Annotated in this window: 16 protein-coding genes; 5 read left to right on the top strand and 11 right to left on the bottom strand. The window is 56.8% G+C overall.

All coding sequences use genetic code 11. From position 1 onward, the window contains the following. Positions 1-681 precede the first annotated feature (681 nt). The 6 genes from E1H13_RS18195 to E1H13_RS18170 all read right to left on the bottom strand — a co-directional run bounded on the left by E1H13_RS18195 (position 682) and on the right by E1H13_RS18170 (position 5872). Positions 682-1464: an ABC transporter permease gene (locus E1H13_RS18195; protein ID WP_169615277.1), complete on the bottom strand. Its 783-nt coding sequence runs from the start codon at positions 1462-1464 to the stop codon at positions 682-684. A 3-nt stretch (positions 1465-1467) separates the two neighbouring features. Next, a complete protein-coding gene (locus tag E1H13_RS18190; protein WP_169615276.1) occupies positions 1468-2259 on the bottom strand; it encodes an ABC-2 family transporter protein in 792 nt (263 codons plus the stop codon). A 429-nt stretch (positions 2260-2688) separates the two neighbouring features. Next, a complete protein-coding gene (locus E1H13_RS18185; RefSeq protein WP_278002528.1) occupies positions 2689-3093 on the bottom strand; it encodes a metalloregulator ArsR/SmtB family transcription factor in 405 nt (134 codons plus the stop codon). A 149-nt stretch (positions 3094-3242) separates the two neighbouring features. Continuing rightward, complete coding sequence (locus tag E1H13_RS18180; protein ID WP_169615288.1) at positions 3243-4007, bottom strand: carbohydrate ABC transporter permease; 765 nt, start codon at positions 4005-4007, stop codon at positions 3243-3245. Positions 4008-4289: 282 nt separating this feature from the next. Beyond that, on the bottom strand, positions 4290-4604 hold the full coding sequence (locus E1H13_RS18175) for a TIGR03792 family protein (protein WP_169615274.1): 315 nt from the start codon (positions 4602-4604) through the stop codon (positions 4290-4292). A 2-nt stretch (positions 4605-4606) separates the two neighbouring features. Next, complete coding sequence (locus tag E1H13_RS18170; RefSeq protein ID WP_169615273.1) at positions 4607-5872, bottom strand: hypothetical protein; 1266 nt, start codon at positions 5870-5872, stop codon at positions 4607-4609. A 341-nt stretch (positions 5873-6213) separates the two neighbouring features. On the opposite strand from E1H13_RS18170, the gene hemC reads away from it, so the two are divergent. After that, a complete protein-coding gene (gene hemC / locus E1H13_RS18165) occupies positions 6214-7188 on the top strand; it encodes a hydroxymethylbilane synthase (protein ID WP_169615272.1) in 975 nt (324 codons plus the stop codon). 26 nt (positions 7189-7214) lie between these two features. Here hemC and E1H13_RS18160 read toward each other — a convergent pair whose 3' ends face one another. After that, positions 7215-7724: a host attachment protein gene (locus E1H13_RS18160; protein WP_169615271.1), complete on the bottom strand. Its 510-nt coding sequence runs from the start codon at positions 7722-7724 to the stop codon at positions 7215-7217. A gap of 192 nt (positions 7725-7916) precedes the next feature. After that, positions 7917-9242 carry a PhoH family protein gene (locus E1H13_RS18155; protein WP_169615269.1) on the bottom strand — a complete coding sequence of 442 codons (1326 nt, stop codon included), beginning with the start codon at positions 9240-9242 and terminating at the stop codon, positions 7917-7919. Positions 9243-9603: 361 nt separating this feature from the next. Between E1H13_RS18155 and E1H13_RS18150 the strand changes: the two genes are divergently transcribed. The 4 genes from E1H13_RS18150 to E1H13_RS18135 all read left to right on the top strand — a co-directional run bounded on the left by E1H13_RS18150 (position 9604) and on the right by E1H13_RS18135 (position 14623). Next, the gene (locus E1H13_RS18150) at positions 9604-11415 is read left to right on the top strand and encodes a proline--tRNA ligase (protein WP_169615267.1); all 1812 of its coding nucleotides are present in this window, start codon (positions 9604-9606) and stop codon (positions 11413-11415) included. After that, a complete protein-coding gene (locus tag E1H13_RS18145; protein WP_169615265.1) occupies positions 11415-12251 on the top strand; it encodes a DUF2993 domain-containing protein in 837 nt (278 codons plus the stop codon). The genes E1H13_RS18150 and E1H13_RS18145 overlap by 1 nt, the downstream gene beginning before the upstream one ends. Before the next feature lie 99 nt (positions 12252-12350). Continuing rightward, positions 12351-13043 carry a GerMN domain-containing protein gene (locus E1H13_RS18140; RefSeq protein WP_169615263.1) on the top strand — a complete coding sequence of 231 codons (693 nt, stop codon included), beginning with the start codon at positions 12351-12353 and terminating at the stop codon, positions 13041-13043. Between the two features lie 179 nt (positions 13044-13222). Next, complete coding sequence (locus E1H13_RS18135) at positions 13223-14623, top strand: S41 family peptidase (RefSeq protein ID WP_347404185.1); 1401 nt, start codon at positions 13223-13225, stop codon at positions 14621-14623. Position 14624: 1 nt separating this feature from the next. On the opposite strand, the gene E1H13_RS18130 is transcribed toward E1H13_RS18135, so the two are convergent. From E1H13_RS18130 to E1H13_RS18120, 3 genes are all read right to left on the bottom strand, one after another. Next, a complete protein-coding gene (locus tag E1H13_RS18130) occupies positions 14625-15368 on the bottom strand; it encodes an SH3 domain-containing protein (protein ID WP_169615261.1) in 744 nt (247 codons plus the stop codon). 128 nt (positions 15369-15496) lie between these two features. After that, positions 15497-16195 (bottom strand): class I SAM-dependent methyltransferase, encoded by a 699-nt coding sequence (locus E1H13_RS18125; protein ID WP_169615258.1) that lies wholly within the window; start codon positions 16193-16195, stop codon positions 15497-15499. A 10-nt stretch (positions 16196-16205) separates the two neighbouring features. After that, on the bottom strand, positions 16206-16388 hold the full coding sequence (locus tag E1H13_RS18120; RefSeq protein WP_169615256.1) for a hypothetical protein: 183 nt from the start codon (positions 16386-16388) through the stop codon (positions 16206-16208). Positions 16389-16483: the final 95 nt, after the last annotated feature.

Here is a 16483-nt window from a genome sequence, read left to right as displayed (position 1 = left end):
TGTCAATTGTTGTGTCCTGAAACACTTCATCCTCCTACGTATTGGTTGCCAGCATGAGTTCGATGCCGAGGCCAAGGGACCTGTTGCGGTAGCCCCAGCGATCGCCGCCAGGCCGTTACCACAGCGCCCTATGGCATCCCAGAACTAGGATGCACTCGGCTTCCTCCTACCCTGGTATGGGGAGTTAACCAGCTGTTTTATGCAACGTTACGAAAATTTATTTTTGGCGGGCTGTTGGCTTAGTCGAGCCCTCGAATCACCCACTAGAACGCCGGTATAGATCCCAGCGGTTGACTAACGGCGGTGCCCTTCGATGGAGCAGGAAGAAACCTTGTGAGGGTGTTTCCTGGGGCTGGTGGGCAGAGCCCACCCTACGATTGGAGCACTGTTTCCTTAGGAGGGTTCTGTCTCTGGAGGTCCCAAAAAACGTGGCCAATCAGTCCCGTAGGTTGAGTGAAACGCAGGGTCACCCAACAGCAGTCAGCCTGGTTGGGTTCTGCTGGCGCGCCACCCAACCTACAAATTTAGAATTGACTAGTGCTCAGTCAATCTGATCATGGCGGGTGCTGCGAACCGGGGTTTACGGCTTACGGCCTGCGGTTCACGGCCAGCCGTAGACCTTAACCCGTGAACCGTAAACCCTTTCAGCCCGTCATCTTTAACTTGATAGACCACTAGCCTCTAGCTAGAAGCGCTGGTGTAATATCGCAGGGCAAACCGCCAGAAGCGATTCGAGAGCCACAGCAACGCCCCAGCCAGAATTCCAGAGGCCAGGAGCCAGCTTGCCCCTGATTGGTTCAGCATGGTTTGGGCTGGCACAGTGGTGAGAAACGCCACTGGAATGATGAAGGTAAAAAATACGCGATAGGCGGTCGGATAGGCCACGATTGGAAAACGGCCCGCTTCCAGCAGCCCGCGCAACACCTCGGTGACGTTGTAGATTTTGACAAACCAAATGCTGGTGGCCCCCAACATGAACCAGAGGCTATAAAGGCTGATGGCCCCAAAGGCCAAAGGCGGTAGGGCAACCAGATAGTTCCAGGGTTGCAGACCCAGTTGAGTGCCGCCGTAGACGATCGCGATCGCGCCAAACAGCACATCCGGCAGCCCCCAGGGGGACAGTACCCGACTGGAGAGCCAAAACTGTGAACTAATCGGCTTGAGCAGCACAAAGTCAAGGGTTCCTTCCTGCACCTGGGTGACAATTTTGTTCAGGTTAGGGATCAGCACCATGGCCGAGAACCCCTGAAGCATGGTGAAAGTACCCAGCACCAGCAGCGCCGCCTCCCAACTCCAGCCCTGGAACTGGTAGCCAGTGCGGTAGAACAAAAACAAGCCAAACAAACTACCGGCCAGCCCGCCCAGGCTGGTGACGGTGGCCACAATAAAATTGAGCCGGTATTCTAGTTCAGCCGCGATCGCCGTACCCCAAAATAGCCGCAGCACCTGCCAATACCGTTGCATCCATCAAGCTCCCATGCCAGAGTATTGCCGCAGCCCCCGCCGCCACAGCCAGCGGTTAAGCACAAAAAAGCCACTGCCCCACAGCAGCATCACCACAAACCCCTGCACAATATCGTCTCCCTGATTCGTCAACAGGCTAGCCGGAAAGTAAATCAAGTAGGGGAAAGGGGTCCACAGCACCACGGCCCGCACATTATCAGGAAACAAGGCTAAAGGGGCAATCATCCCCGACAAAAAGGTATAGAGCAAAAACGAAAACTGTTCGATGGCCGTGGCCCGCTCAGTCCAAAACGCCGCCAGGGCGAAGGTGTATTGCATCACAAACCGCAGACAAAACGCCAGTATCACCGCCAACAGCCCCAGCCCCAGATTGCCAGGGGTAGGCCACCAAGCCGCATCTGGGTAAAGCACGACAAACAGCCCCCCCAGCACAAACGCAAACGGCAACCGGGCAAACCGTTCAGCCACATGGCTAAAGAAGTGCCGCCATACCGGGTCCACCGGCTGCAACAGATAGGGGGATAGCTTACCTTCCACCACCTCTCGCTCAAATTCCCAAATCACCCACACCACCGTGAACTGGCGCACTAAAAACACCGCCAGAAAATACTGCACCAGCTCCGTGGGGCCCAGGGCAAACTGCCCACCCTGGGCGGCCTCAGCCCAAAGGCCCATCAGAATCAACGGCAGGGTGCCCGACAACACCCAAAACAACAGCTCAGCCCGGTACTCCACCATATAGGCGTAGTAGACCGACAGCATCACCCGCGACAGTTTGAGAGACTTTTGCAACATGGGAGGGGAGGGGGAGTGGTGGGGGGATGGGGGGAGGGGGTGGATGGGTGGTAGACGCGGAGCGGCTTCCCGAAGGGTAGGGTGGATGGGTGGATGGGGAAGGTGGGGAGGTGATGGGGTGATGGGGTGGATGGGTGGTAGACGCGGAGCGGCTTCCTGCAGGGTAGGGTGGATGCGTAGGGGCGGACCTGTGTGTCCGCCCTGGTGGGGGAATGGGGAAGGAGGAGAATTTTGGATTTTGGATTTTGGATTTTGGCATCCCCTCCTGGGAGGCCTGTGCTGAGCTTGTCGAAGTAGGCAGGGGTGGGTCAGTCCGAATTTTGGATTTTGAATTTCCGGTTTCAGCATCCCCTCCTGGGAGGCCTGTGCTGAGCTTGTCGAAGTAGGCAGGGGTGGGTCAGCTCGAAACCTAACACCTAACACCTGCCCCTAACTAGACGGCTGCCGAAAGGCATCAAGGTGGGCAATCTTCTCAGACTGTTGCTGAATCTGTACCGACAGGGAGTCACAGACCAGTTCGCAAAGCTCAAACACAAAGGCATTGGCAATTCTGTAGTAAACGCACACCCCTTGCTGGTGGCGGCTGACGATCCCGGCCTGGGCCAAAATTTTCAGGTGCTTAGACACATTGGCCTGCCCCAGGCCGGTGGCTTCAATAATTTCAGACACATTTTTCTGCCCCTGCTTGAGGGAGCAGACAATTTGCAGCCGACTGGACTCTGACAGCACCTTAAAAAAGTCAGCCACCAGTTGCAGGGTATCTGGGGAAAGCTTGACCAACAGGCAATCACTATCGGCAACGGCAGACGTCTGGGCCGGAGCGGAAGAAACCATGGGCATAAACCGATAACGAACAACTCAGGGGCAAATCCGGGGCAGTCAATACAAAACTTTATGTATTACTGTTGAGTAGTATAGCAGGTGTCGAGCGGCGATCGCTGTGGTAGAGCCATCTTTCAGCCGTTGGTTGGTCTGTCAGTGCCTCACCCTTTGACACCGCTGCTGGTTTCCGTGGGCAAGATGAACCGTTGCAACAGCACAAACACCGCGATCGCAGGCAGGACCGACAAAATTGACCCGGCGGCCACCAATCGCCAGTCCAGGGAAAAGCTGCCCGCCAACTGGGCCACTCCCAGGGGCAAGGTATAGCGTTCCGGCCGGTCTAGCAAAATCAGCGGCCAGAGAAACTCGCTCCAGGTGCCGATAAACACGAAAATGCCCAGGGTAACCAGGGCTGGGCGAGTGGCGGGAATCATCACATTCCACCAGATGCCCAGGTCAGAGCAGCCGTCCATTCGGGCGGCTTCTTCCAGTTCTTTGGGCACCCCCTGAAACGCCTGGCGCATTAAAAAAATGCCAAAGGCAGAGGCCAGGTAGGGCAGGATCAGCCCAGCATAGGTGTTGCGCAGGCCCAGATTCACCGCCAGGATGTACAGGGGAATCATCACGATTTGAAAGGGAATCATAATGGTGGCCACAATCAGCGCCAGAATCAAATCGCGGCCCCGAAAGGCTAACCGGGCCAGGGGATAGGCGGCCAGGGAGCATAGCACTAGGTTAATCACCACCGTTAGCACGGCCACAATGGTGCTGTTGAGAAAGTATTGGCCGAAGGGGTTTTGCTGCCACACCCGACGGTAGTTGTCCAGGGTAGGATCTCGGGGAATCAACTGGGGTGGGGTGGTCAGCAGGCTTTCCTCCGGGCCTTTGAAGGAGGTGCTGAACAGCCACACCATCGGAAATACCATGGCGATCGCGATCAGCAGCAGCAGGCCATACAGGGCCAGGGTACGCCAGTGGGGCCAGGTCACAATGGCCTGTTTGAGGGGGTTAACGCTAGGCACAGAACATCTCTCTGGGGTAGACGATCAACTGGGCTATTAGCCCCTATTTCGACACGGTAATGCCATCCTGTCGATGGCAGCTAGTACTCCGAGGCTCTGAGGCATAAGTCAGCCCACCATTCCTGACACCTGACACCCTCAGCAACAGTGGTCATATGTCTACCAGGCAATACTAGACCAACCTCTTCAGTACATTTCAGGGTACCGCCGCACCTGGTATTCCCGGGCATCAATCATCCGGTAACTGATCCCTGGCAGGGCGGCGTCAAACCGTTGGGTGATGGCGTCCAGTTCGGCAGGGGGAATGGCTTTCCACTGGTCCCGGGTTTGCCAGCGCATGATTAACACCACCTGGTCCAGCAGATCGGGGGAAATCCACACTTCTTTAGAAATGAACCCCGGGTATTGGCTGAGGGAGGCCGTCCAGATGTCATTATCTACCTGAATAAAGGTTTCCCGATGGTCAGGATCTACAGCGAAGGTTAACCATTCCACCACCATAGTTAGGTTGTCTCCTCGGTAAGTCGATCAATCTGCATTTCAAAGTAGTCCTGACGATGGTTCAGATGTCGGGCCAAAATCAACCCCTCTCGATAGGCCTCCAGGGCTGCCTCGGGATCATCGATGAGTTCGTACAGCTGCCCTAACTGGTCAAAGGCATCCATCAGTCCATAGGCGCTGAAGGCCTGTTGTTCCACCAAAATCAGCTGCTCGTAAAGGTAGCGCACGTCAGCCCAGCGCTCCAGGGTTTTGTACAGGTCGGCCAGCTCCCGGATCGCCTCGGCGGCCACATTGAACTGGTCCTGGTCGATGGCATTAATATAGGCCGCCTGGTAAGAGCGAGAAGCGGTATCGAGGTTGCCCAGAGCCCGGTAGTTCTGGGCCATTTGGTGCTGCAACGGCGGAATCAACGGCCACTGGGACTCATCTGCGGTGTAGAGGGCCAGTAAGCGCTGCTGTGCCTCCAGGGCTGGTTCCAGGCGTTGTCCCTGCTCCAGGTTATGGATACGAGCCTTCAGGTAACGGGTTTCGTCCCTCTGGTTTTCGGCGGTTTGGGCCAAGTCGGCCAGGTCACCGTAGGCGGTGGCGGCGGCGGCAAAGGCAAACTGGCGGGCTTCCAGGTCGGCCACGGTTTCCAGCTGGGTTTGATACTGCCTCAGGTTACCGGCGGCCTGGGCCTGTTCTGCCAGATCCTGGTGCAGGGCGATCGCCGCCGGGGAGTTGCCCAACTGGCGGTAGGTGTCTGCTAAAAGCAATTGACGCTCTGGGGTGAGGCTGTCGGCTGCCGCCAACGCGGCCTGCACCACCTCTAACCGTAGGGAGAGGAGCTGTAGGGATTCGGTGGCATTGCGATCGCGCAGGCGAGGGGCCAACCGCTGCATCGCAGCCAACTCCGCATCCACCCCCAGTAACCGCCGCAGTCGCACGTCCTGCAACCACAGGGCGATCGCCTCGTCATCCTGGCCAGCCGCCAGTAGCGCCTCCGCCGCCTGTAACCGTTCGTCCAGATCAGCCTCCAAGGCTAACAGCTCCAGCGGGCTGAGGGGGCGATCCACCAATGGCATCGGCAACAGCGGGTCCCGGGGATCGTCCTCCAGGGGGTCAGCCAAAAAGGGATCGCGCAACTCGGGCCGCAGCGCTTGGGCTTGAACCAAAGTAGGCCGCAGCGGAGAATGCGGCAGCGGCCCCAGGATGACGAAGCCCAGACCAATGGCCAACACCCATCCCCGCCAGGGCGGTAGGGGCCACTTGTGATCGAAAAGCCGCACACACATCAAACCAGTAACCCCTATTCGCTGCCGTTGGTGGTTGGTACAAACATAGATTCCAGATCAAGTCCCAGAGCCCAGTCTCAGAGTGTAGACGCCTCTGCACCGGATCATAGCCGTAAGTGTGACAACCCCTTAACATCTAGCCCGGCTGTCCTAACCAGAGAACCAGATTACTGTAACCTTAAGATTCGGTGACGGTGAGCCGGTTTAGCCCCAGAAGCGGCGCAGTCCAGATATCGAGTCCAGGTATCTGAATCGTTTCAGCGGCCAGTTCAGCGTCTCGGCTCAACCCTTCATCTGTATTCTGATACCCGTTAGCAACCCTTTTTTCACGGACTATGCAATCCACCGCATCCTCTACCGTTTCTACCCCCAAGCGCACCATTCGGATCGTGTCTCGCAAGAGCCAGCTGGCGCTGATTCAAACCCACTGGGTGCGGGATGAGTTACAGCGGCACTTCCCTGAATTGGCCTTTGAGGTGGTCACCATGGACACCCAGGGAGATAAGGTCCTGGATGTTTCCCTGTCGAAAATTGGCGACAAAGGGCTGTTCACCCAGGAACTGGAAGACTCGATGCTGCGGGGAGACAGTGACTTTGCGGTCCATTCCCTCAAAGACTTGCCCACCCGCCTGCCCCAGGGGCTGATGCTGGGCTGTGTCACTAAGCGGGAAGACCCCGCCGATGCCCTGGTGATGCACGAGAAAAATAAGGATAAAACCCTGGCCACCTTACCAGAAGGGGCGGTGATTGGCACCTCCTCCCTGCGGCGGCTGGCCCAACTGCGGCACCACTACCCCCACCTGACCTTCAAAGATATTCGCGGCAACCTGAATACCCGCCTGCGCAAGCTAGACGAGGGGGGCTACGATGGCATTATTTTGGCGGTAGCTGGCTTACAGCGGATGGATATGGGCGATCGCATCCATGAAATCTTGCCCGCTGACATCTCCCTCCATGCGGTGGGGCAGGGAGCCTTGGGGATTGAATGTCGAGCCGGGGATGAAGAAATCCTGGCTCTGTTGAGTGTGCTATCGGACGCACCGACCACCGCCCGCTGTCTGGCGGAACGGGCCTTTTTGCGCGAGCTGGAAGGGGGCTGCCAGGTGCCGATTGGGGTAAATACCGTCCTGGAGGACGACACCCTGACCCTGACCGGGTTGGTGGCCAGCTTAGATGGCCAACGGGTGATTCAGAACACGGTCCAGGGGCCCGCCCAAACGGCCGATGACCTGGGCACCCAACTCGCAAAGCAACTGCGAGCCGAAGGTGCCCAGGTGATTTTAGATGAGATTACCGCTGAGAGTCGTTAGCGCAACGTCGATCGCCATCGCCTCGCTTACCGGGCGCGGCTACCGGTCATCGCCACCTGGTGAGCGGGCAGCAGGTCTTTTTGCGCCAGGTAGTCGTGCAGTTGCCGGGGCTTCATCCAGCATAAATCCTTGGCCATGTCGTGAATCTGGACTGAGCGGCCATTGCTGCTGTGTAAGGTTTCTCTCAAAATACCAAGAATTTGGGGCTCAGCCACCAGAATGACAGTATTCAAGCTATATTCCGCAATCAGTTCATCCATGCGGCTGACGATCGCCTGGGCAAAGCGCCGTTCGAACTCCACCAGGTGGTTGTTGCGGTGGTCGTCGTAGTTGTGTCCCTTGCTGCCACTGCTGCGGTTGCGCCCGGTTTTGGAGTTAGCCCACAACTCTTGACCGGCCATTTCCAGGGCTGGATTCGCTAGGGTGCAGCGCTCAATCAAATCCGGGCCTGACTCAAACTCTGGAGCAATCAGCGGCTCTAAGGTTAAGAAACTAGCCCTGGCTCCATCGACGGTTGCCACAAGAAAGCGAGTCATAGTATCTCCCGTTCTAGTCTATTGGTGGCGATCCTAGCAGGTTCATTCCTGGCCCTGGGCAGGTTCCCATAAAGGTTAATTTCTATTCAAGAAAGGTTAAGGGATCCAGGTATTCAACCCTACAGACACAGACCGGTTATGACAAGCCACCAAATTTTGTAACGTTTTGTGTCATCCAAAGCAGCAAATTGCCTAAAGCAGCAACGCCGATCGCTCCGCTAGCGCCGATCGCTCCCCTTTGGTCAGGGTGATGTGCCCCGCCAGGGCTTCCCCCTTAAACCGTTCCACCACGTAGGTCAGGCCATTGCTAGAGGCGTCCACATAGGGATTATCGATCTGCTCAGGATCGCCAGTCAGCACAATTTTGGTGCCCTCCCCAGCCCGGGTGAGGATGGTTTTCACCTCGTGGGGGGTAAGGTTTTGGGCCTCATCGACAATTAAAAACTGCTTGGGAATCGATCGCCCCCGAATGTAGGTCAGCGGTTCAATTTGCAGTAGTCCTTGATCGATCATGTCCTGGTGGCCACGTCGCCAGTGATCAGGCTTACCTCGAGTGTCCTGGGTACCAAAAATCAGGTCAAAGTTGTCGTAAAGGGGCTGCATCCAGGGGTTGAGTTTTTCCATGATGTCGCCCGGCAAGTAGCCAATGTCGCGCCCCAGGGGAACAATCGGTCGCGCAATCAACAACCGCGAGTAGAGCCGCTCGTCAGCGACTTTTTGCACCCCCGCCGCGATCGCTAGTAAGGTTTTGCCGGTGCCCGCCTTGCCCACCAGGGTGACCAGGGAAATATGATCTTGTAGCAGCAGCTCAAAGGCAAAGCGCTGTTCCCGGTTGCGCGGCTGGACCCGTGACACCCCACTATGGGGCAGTTTGCCCAGGGGTAAGAGCTTGCCGTGCTCCCCCTGCACATAGGCCAGGGCGGTGTGGGTCGGGTTAGCCTCATCCACCAGGGTGATCGTCTGGTTGGGGTAAAACGGCCGGTCCAGGTGTAAATGGCCATCCCCAAATAGCTCGCTCATGGCCTCAGCCGAGGTCATCACCTCAATCGTGCCGGTATAGAGATCGTCAATGTCAACTTTATCGGTTTCGTAATCTTCAGCCACCAACCCCAGGGTGTCAGCCTTGATCCGCAGGTTAGTATCTTTGCTAACCAGAACCACCGGTAGATCATACTGATGGCGGTACTCCATGGCCACGGCCAAAATGGCGTTATCCCCCTTATCCCCTTCCAGTTCGGCGGGCAACTGCATCAGGGTGTCTCGGTGGCACAGGGCCACCTTCAGGGAGCCGCCTTCGGCTAACGGGATGCCGTGAACCAGGGACCCTTGCTGGCGTAAGTCATCTAGGGTGCGAGACACATAGCGGGCGTTGCGACCGGTGTCATCAGTGTCTTTTTTGAACCGATCCAGTTCTTCAATAATGGTGATCGGTAAAACCACATCGTTGTCCTCGAACCTGAACATTGCCATCGGATCATGGAGCAATACGTTGGTATCGAGCACAAAAACTTTTTTCATTATTTGCAGAACTTACAAGAGACGATTAGGGATGGGCCAACGCCAGCAGTGGCACTTCCCGGCCTGATGACTCAAAAGTCCTGAGCCACCGATGCAGGGGCTAGCCCAATGATGCCGCCGACCAATGTCAGGGCGCGATCGCAGTGGTCCCGAAAGATCACCCAAGCTGTTTAGACACTTTAGCGGACATTCAGGCGGTTCAGACGATTCAGAGGGATAGCCTGTCCTTTATTATGCTTAGAGGGCACCCACTGACCCATCAGCCCTAGGGTAGTGCCCACCAGCCTTAATTCAGTGCCACAGAGTTAGTGCCACAGAGCCATTCCCCCTTTCCCCTAATCACGTTGGAGATTTCCCGTACATGCGCTTGTCCCAAATGCTGTTTGTAACCCTGCGGGAAGACCCGGCAGAGGCTGAAATTCCGAGCCACAAGCTGCTATTGCGGGCCGGGTACATGCGTCGCGTTGCCAGCGGGGTATATGCCTATCTGCCGTTGCTGTGGCGGGTGCTGACCAAAATCTCGGCCATTGTCCGCGACGAAATGAACGCAACCGGGGCCCAAGAATGTCTCCTGCCGCAGCTGCAACCCGCTGATCTCTGGCGAGAGTCAGGCCGCTGGGATACCTATACCAAGGCCGAGGGCATCATGTTCTCCCTGGTAGACCGCCGCCAGCAGGAGATGGGGCTAGGGCCGACCCACGAAGAGGTGATTACGGCAATAGCTCGAGATATGATCCGCTCCTACCGGCAGTTGCCGCTGCATCTCTACCAAATTCAAACCAAATTCCGGGATGAAATCCGTCCCCGCTTTGGGTTGATGCGGGGCCGGGAGTTCATCATGAAAGATGGCTATTCCTTCCATGCCGATGCCCCTAGCCTGAAGCAAACCTATCGGGATATGTACGATGCCTACAGCAATATCCTGCGCCGCTGTGGCCTAGAGTTTCGAGCAGTAGATGCCGACTCTGGGGCCATTGGTGGGTCGGGGTCCACCGAGTTTATGGTGTTGGCGGAAGCCGGGGAAGATGAGGTGTTGTACACCGCTGATGGTCAGTATGCCGCCAATGTAGAAAAGGCGGTCTCTCAACCGGTGGACGCTGCTCCATCGCCGTTTACCACCTTTGAGACCCTAGATACCCCTAACACCCCGACCATTGAATCGCTGGCTAAGTTTCTCCAGTGTTCCCCCACGCAAATTGTCAAAAACGTGCTCTACCAAGCCGGATTTGACAGTGGTAAGCGGGTGCTGGTGCTGGTCAGTATTCGGGGGGATCAGGACGTGAACGAGGTGAAGCTGACCAACGCTCTGACCAATCTGGCGGCTAACTATGGGGGGACAACCCTGCTGTCTTTGGAGGTGCCTGATGCTGACGCCCAACAGGCTTGGGCCGCCAGACCCTTGCCCCTGGGCTATATTGCTCCTAACTTGGCTGATGACTACATTAAACCGGGGGTAAGCGACTTAGAGCCCAAGTTTCTGCGGCTGATTGATCAAACGGCGGTTAATCTGAAAAATTTTGTCACGGGTTCTAACCGGTCGGGGTACCACACCGTGGGGGGTAACTGGGGAACGGACTTTCCCCAGCCCAAAACCGTGGTGGATGTGCGCAAGGCAATGGCGGGCGATCGCGCCTGCCATGATCCTAACCAAACCCTAGAAACAGCTCGGGGTATTGAAATTGGCCATATTTTCCAGCTAGGGACGAAATATTCCCAGGCCCTGGGGGCCACCTACACCAGCGAGTCTGGGGAAGAGCTACCGCTGATGATGGGCTGCTACGGGGTGGGGGTATCCCGGCTGGCCCAGGCGGCGGTGGAGCAGTCCTACGATAAACATGGCATTATCTGGCCCGTGGCCATTGCCCCCTACCAGGCGATCGTGGTGATTCCTAACATGGGGGATGATCTGCAAGTCACGGCAGCCATCAAGCTGTACCAGGAACTGAATACCGCTGGGGTGGAAACCCTGCTGGACGATCGCAATGAGCGGGCTGGGGTCAAGTTTAAAGATGCCGATTTAATTGGCATTCCCTATCGGATTGTCACCGGGCGGGCCCTGGGCGACGGCAAGGTGGAAGTAGCGGAACGGGCCACAGGCATCGTGCAGGAGGTGGCGATTACCGCTGTGGTCAGCCTGATTAAAAGCTGGATCGATGAGGAGTTGATTGGCTGATGGAGATCTTGACCGCAATTGTGGCGACGTTGTTGGCGATTGTGGCCCCAGTGGGGACAGTGGTCGATTCCCTGGCGGTCAACGCCATTCGTGATCAACTGGCCGGGGCAGAACAAATTCAGGTCAGGGTAGACAATGTCCCCAATTTCCAGATTTTGCGTGGCCGGATCGATCAGGCTCGGGTGGCCGGGCGGGGCATCTATTTACGACAATTGCCGGATCTGCGCATTGCCGCCATTGATCTAGAAACAGACGTGGTGGATATTGACGTGGGTCGCCTACAGCGGGGGGAATTGGTGCTGGACGAACCGGCCCAGGCGGCCCTGCGGCTGCGGTTCCAGGCGGATGATTTTAACCAGTTTCTGCAGTCGGACCAGGTAGACGATTGGCTACAAACGCTGCGATTTAGTCTGCCTGGGCCGGTGGACGATCGCGAGCTTAACCGCTATGGTTTGGCCAATCCATCTGTGGTGTTTCTAGAGGGCGATCGCCTGCGCGTCATGGTCGATTTGCAAGACCGGGTGGCTAACGAAGATATTGCCCTTGTGATCGATCTAGGACTCGCGATTGTCAATGGCCATCGGTTCCAGTTGGTTGACCCGGTCCTCACCGCCGATGGGGAAGACATCCCGCCCCAACTGCTGACGGCTGTGGTGGATGGCATCAGCAACCAGTTAACGCTCAAGCGTCTAGAAGCCCTGGGCTTAATCGCCCGGGTGCTGGAGTTTAAAGTGCGAGACAATGAGCTAGATCTGGTTATCTTTGCCAGAATAGAGCCAACCTCGCCACTGCTGGCGGGGCAGACAGCTACACAAGCTGTCCCATCCCCCCCCTAGAGGTCTCAGGTTCTCCCTTAGCCTAAAACTTAGCCTAAGATCGAACTAGAGCTTTCAGATCGAGCCCTCGGCGCCATCATCTCGTTTGGGAGACCCACCATGGACTACAAAACTAGACTCCGGCAAATTCCCCTGGGTATTTTAGTGGGCCTGATTACCCTGGTTCTGGCTTCAGGGGGCTCGGTGGCTTGGTTCACCTGGCGGACCCTGAATCCCAGACCACCCGTGGCCGAATTTCCTACCCTGGATATTCCGCCTGAAATCACTACCCCCCTACCGGATACAACCACCCCGGATGATTCAGCTGCAACCCCAGACACCCCTGATTCCGACCCCGTGGCCCAGGCGCCGTCCGCTGATGTGGATACCCAAGTTTACTGGCTCAAGGATGATGGCACTGGGTTCCAGTTGGTGCCCCAAACGGTGGCTATCCCCAGGGATGCTTCCTCATCAGCCCAGGTGGCAGCGGCCTTTGAGGCCCTGCTGGCTCAGTCTGGAGACCCCAGTCAGGATGCATTTAGCACCATTCCTGAGGACACTCGCCTATTGTCAGCCGAAGTGAAGGCGGATGGGGTGCATGTCAACCTATCGAGTGCCTTTGAAACCGGTGGCGGCAGTGCCTCGATGATCGGTCGTCTGGGCCAGGTGATCTACACAGCCACCGCCTTTGATCCGAGTGCCTCGGTCTGGCTGTCCGTCGATGGCCAAGCCTTAACCCTGCTAGGGGGAGAGGGGCTGGAGATTAGACAACCCATGACCCGTAACACCTTCAACCAAGACTTTCAGCTCTAGCCCAGGACGACTCTACCCTGTCGTTGGCTGGGCCGATTCAGGTCAGGCTAATGATGCCAGTTAGATAGTTCACTGAAAATCCTGAGGGAATCTATAGATTTCTCGTCAAAGGACCGATTGATCGGTCAAAATGTGTCCAACTGTTTTTGCTAACCCCTCGCCATTGCCGGTAAACGCCTATGTCGGTAACGTTTCAACCTCAAGCTCCAACCACCGCCTTCACCCCTACTTCCTGGCCCAGCTCTGCTTGGGCGATCGCCATAAAGGCGATGGCGTTGCCGTCACTGGCAGTGGCCACCACCCTAGCCCTGGGAACCGCTGTGCGGGCCGAAGCCCCGACCAGCGAGTTTCAGGATAGTCCCAAAGCCGTCCTAGACGAGGCTTGGCAAATTGTTCATCAAGAATATGTGGACGGTGACTTTAACCAGGTGGACTGGCAACGGGTCCGCCAAGACTTACTCGGGGCTGAGTACACCTCCCGGGAAGCCGCCTATGGGGCTCTACGCGGTGCGCTGCGTCAATTAAATGACCCCTACACCCGCTTTTTAGCGCCCTCAGAGTATTCTGACCTAACGGAGCAAACCTCAGGGGAAATTTCTGGCATTGGGGTACGGCTACGGCGGGATGAGCAAACTGGGGCGGTGCTTGTCACTGAGGTATCGCCAGATTCGCCAGCGGAGCGCAGTGGCTTAGCCGTGGGCGATCGGATTATGGTGGTGAACGGCCAAAGCACGGAGCGTTATACAGCAGAAGGGGTAACCCAGCTGTTGCGAGGTAGCGAAGGTTCCCAAGTGACCTTGACAGTGTCACGGGATGGCACCTCCCGTACGGTGGTGTTGTCCCGAGCTCGGATTGAAGTACCGACGGCGGAGTATGCCCTGAAGACAGTAGGCAATCGCCCCATTGGGTATATTCGCTTGATCGAGTTCAATGCCCATGCCGCTGACCAAATGGAACGGGCGATTTTGAGCCTGGTGGATCAGGGGGTAGAAGGGTTTGTGCTGGATTTGCGCGGTAACCCCGGAGGGCTACTGCTGGCCAGCATTGACATTAGCCGCATGTGGTTACAGCATGGCCCAATCGTGCGTACCCTCGATCGCAATGGCAAAGACGATGCCATTTCAGCCAATCGTACCGCTTTGACCCAGCTACCACTGACGGTGTTGGTGGATGGCCGGTCTGCCAGCTCCAGTGAGATTGTTACCGGTGCCTTACGGGATAACAATCGGGCCACCGTAGTGGGCACTACCACCTATGGCAAAGCCTTGGTTCAGTCTCTCCATGGTTTAGCTGACGGTTCAGGGCTGACGGTGACCGTGGCCCACTATTACACCCCCAACGGCACTGACATCAGCACTAAGGGCATCACCCCGGATGTGACGGTAGAGTTGAGCGATCGCCAGCGGCGGGAACTGTTTAGCAATCCAGACCAATTGGGTACCGAAGCTGATACCCAGTACATGCGGGCCGCCGAGGTGCTAGAGCAAACCATCGCGGCCCAGCAGCCTATTCCTACTCGTTCTGAACGCCCCAGTCAATTGGGCCGGGTTGAGCAGCCCTTAGAATTACCGAGGCAATAGGCTAGTACAAAAACTGCTCGTGGCGGAGGACGGGTTCTGCTGTCATCTGGCTGTAGCTGCCGTTGGAAATTTGGTATACCGCCAGAGTCTGTTCATTGATGTGGTACTGCACCCGGCCGTCAATGGCGATATAGGTGTCTTGGGCCTGGTGCACATCCTGGGTAACCAGCGCCTCTTGGGTCGTTTTTTCGGTGCCCACATAGCGTAGCCCCTGGTCGGTACTGCACAGGTACACCATAAACGAACGGGTCTCAAAGTAGGCTTCCTGGCGATCGTCGCCACAGGGGCTAGTCGAGGTGGCGGCTGGCGCGGTGGCCTGGGTGGCCGCTGGGCTGCTGGTGTCGACAAAGTCGCCTCGCACCCAGCCCTCAGTGCCGCCGTTAACCGTGGTCAGGTAGTACCAGGTGTAGCCGTCCCGGCCCCGAGCCAAGCGTAGTAAATCCACTGGATCACCCCCGGCAGCCATCCCTTGGGATGGCGATTCGGTGGTAGGGCGCGATCGCACATTCACCTGAGCCCCAGGTTGTTGGGTTTCCAGGGTGGCGCGCCGCACCGGTTCAATCACCGTTTCATTAAAGCTTCCCATAGCGTCGGGGGATGATTGCTCGACGGTGGCCTCAGTTGATAGGGGGCTATCGACCTCAGCATTGGTCCCACCGCAAGCCGCCAGTCCCCCAGCCAGACTTACCCCCAGCACCAAACAGGCTGCTAACCGGTATCCTGTTGTCCGCAAGCCCAATACCATTCGCTGTTCTTCCCAGGCAAGCCCTGGTCACCACTGATGACATCAGCCGCCATGGTATCTCAAATTTTTTAGATGGCTCATGGATTCTTGGGCACATCTATCAGCCACAGCCTGGTGAGGCTAATTTGTCAGCCACCCCACTTCACCTTAAACAGCCGAAACAGCTCATAGTCCCGGTGAGACATCACCCGACCGCCAGCCGCCTTCACGAGTGTGGGCCATTGGTCTAAGTCATCCAGGTAGACTTCGGCCCCTAAGTAGGTTTCTAAAATGGCCCAACTTTCTGCCAATGGAGCCATTGGATTGATCGCGTCAAACAGCAGCCAACCACCCGGCTTCAGCACCCGCTTGATTTGACCCAGTACCGTATCCCAATAGGCAGCAGGGTAGTAGCAGCTCACGCCCGTAGCTATTACCAGGTCAAACAACTGCCCGTCGTACTCTAGGCGATGGGCCGGAGCTTGCTTCACTCCTTTAAACAATTTCGAGTTCAGCTGTGGCCCCCGAGCCGTCAGGGCTTGACAGGCCACAGTACTAATCTCATGGCCATGAAACAGGGCATCCCACTCCCGCCAGGGATAGACGAGAAAACTAATCCCGCAACCAATATCTAAACAGCGATCGCGCTTACGGGGCTGCACCACCTCCCAGAATGGGGTAGCAATGCGGGACGACAGCGCCCCCGATACCCAGTCATGGAACACCAGCATCTCTTCTACCTCAGCAGGCAGATCGAAGGGTTGGCCAGAAAATTCCTGGTTATAGCGCTGGGCCACAGCTTGAAGCTGCCCTGCCCAGGGGGAGGGGTCTGCGATCGATGGTTGCATGCTGATGGCGTTATCCTTTCAGGGCACGGTTAAAATTTTCGCGGTAAGACTTGTTTAAGGCAAAAAACACAGGCCACAGTAGCGAAAACTTCACCTTGCCGTCGCTAAAACTGGTACGGTCAAAGCCAGTCCAGAATTTCCAAACGCCACCGCCATATAGGCCGACCAATACCAACACAACCAATGTCTCCATGATTACTCCTTCTATCAACCATTGTCCTCTATCTTCTACAATACCAACGTTGGCTAACCGCAGGAGGGACCATTGGTGATCACACCTGAGATAGA

This window comes from Nodosilinea sp. P-1105 (genome assembly GCF_012911975.1).
GTDB lineage: Bacteria > Cyanobacteriota > Cyanobacteriia > Phormidesmidales > Phormidesmidaceae > Nodosilinea.
The sequence above is the reverse complement of the archived record's forward strand: the minus strand, read 5'-3'. Positions and strand labels throughout refer to the sequence as shown.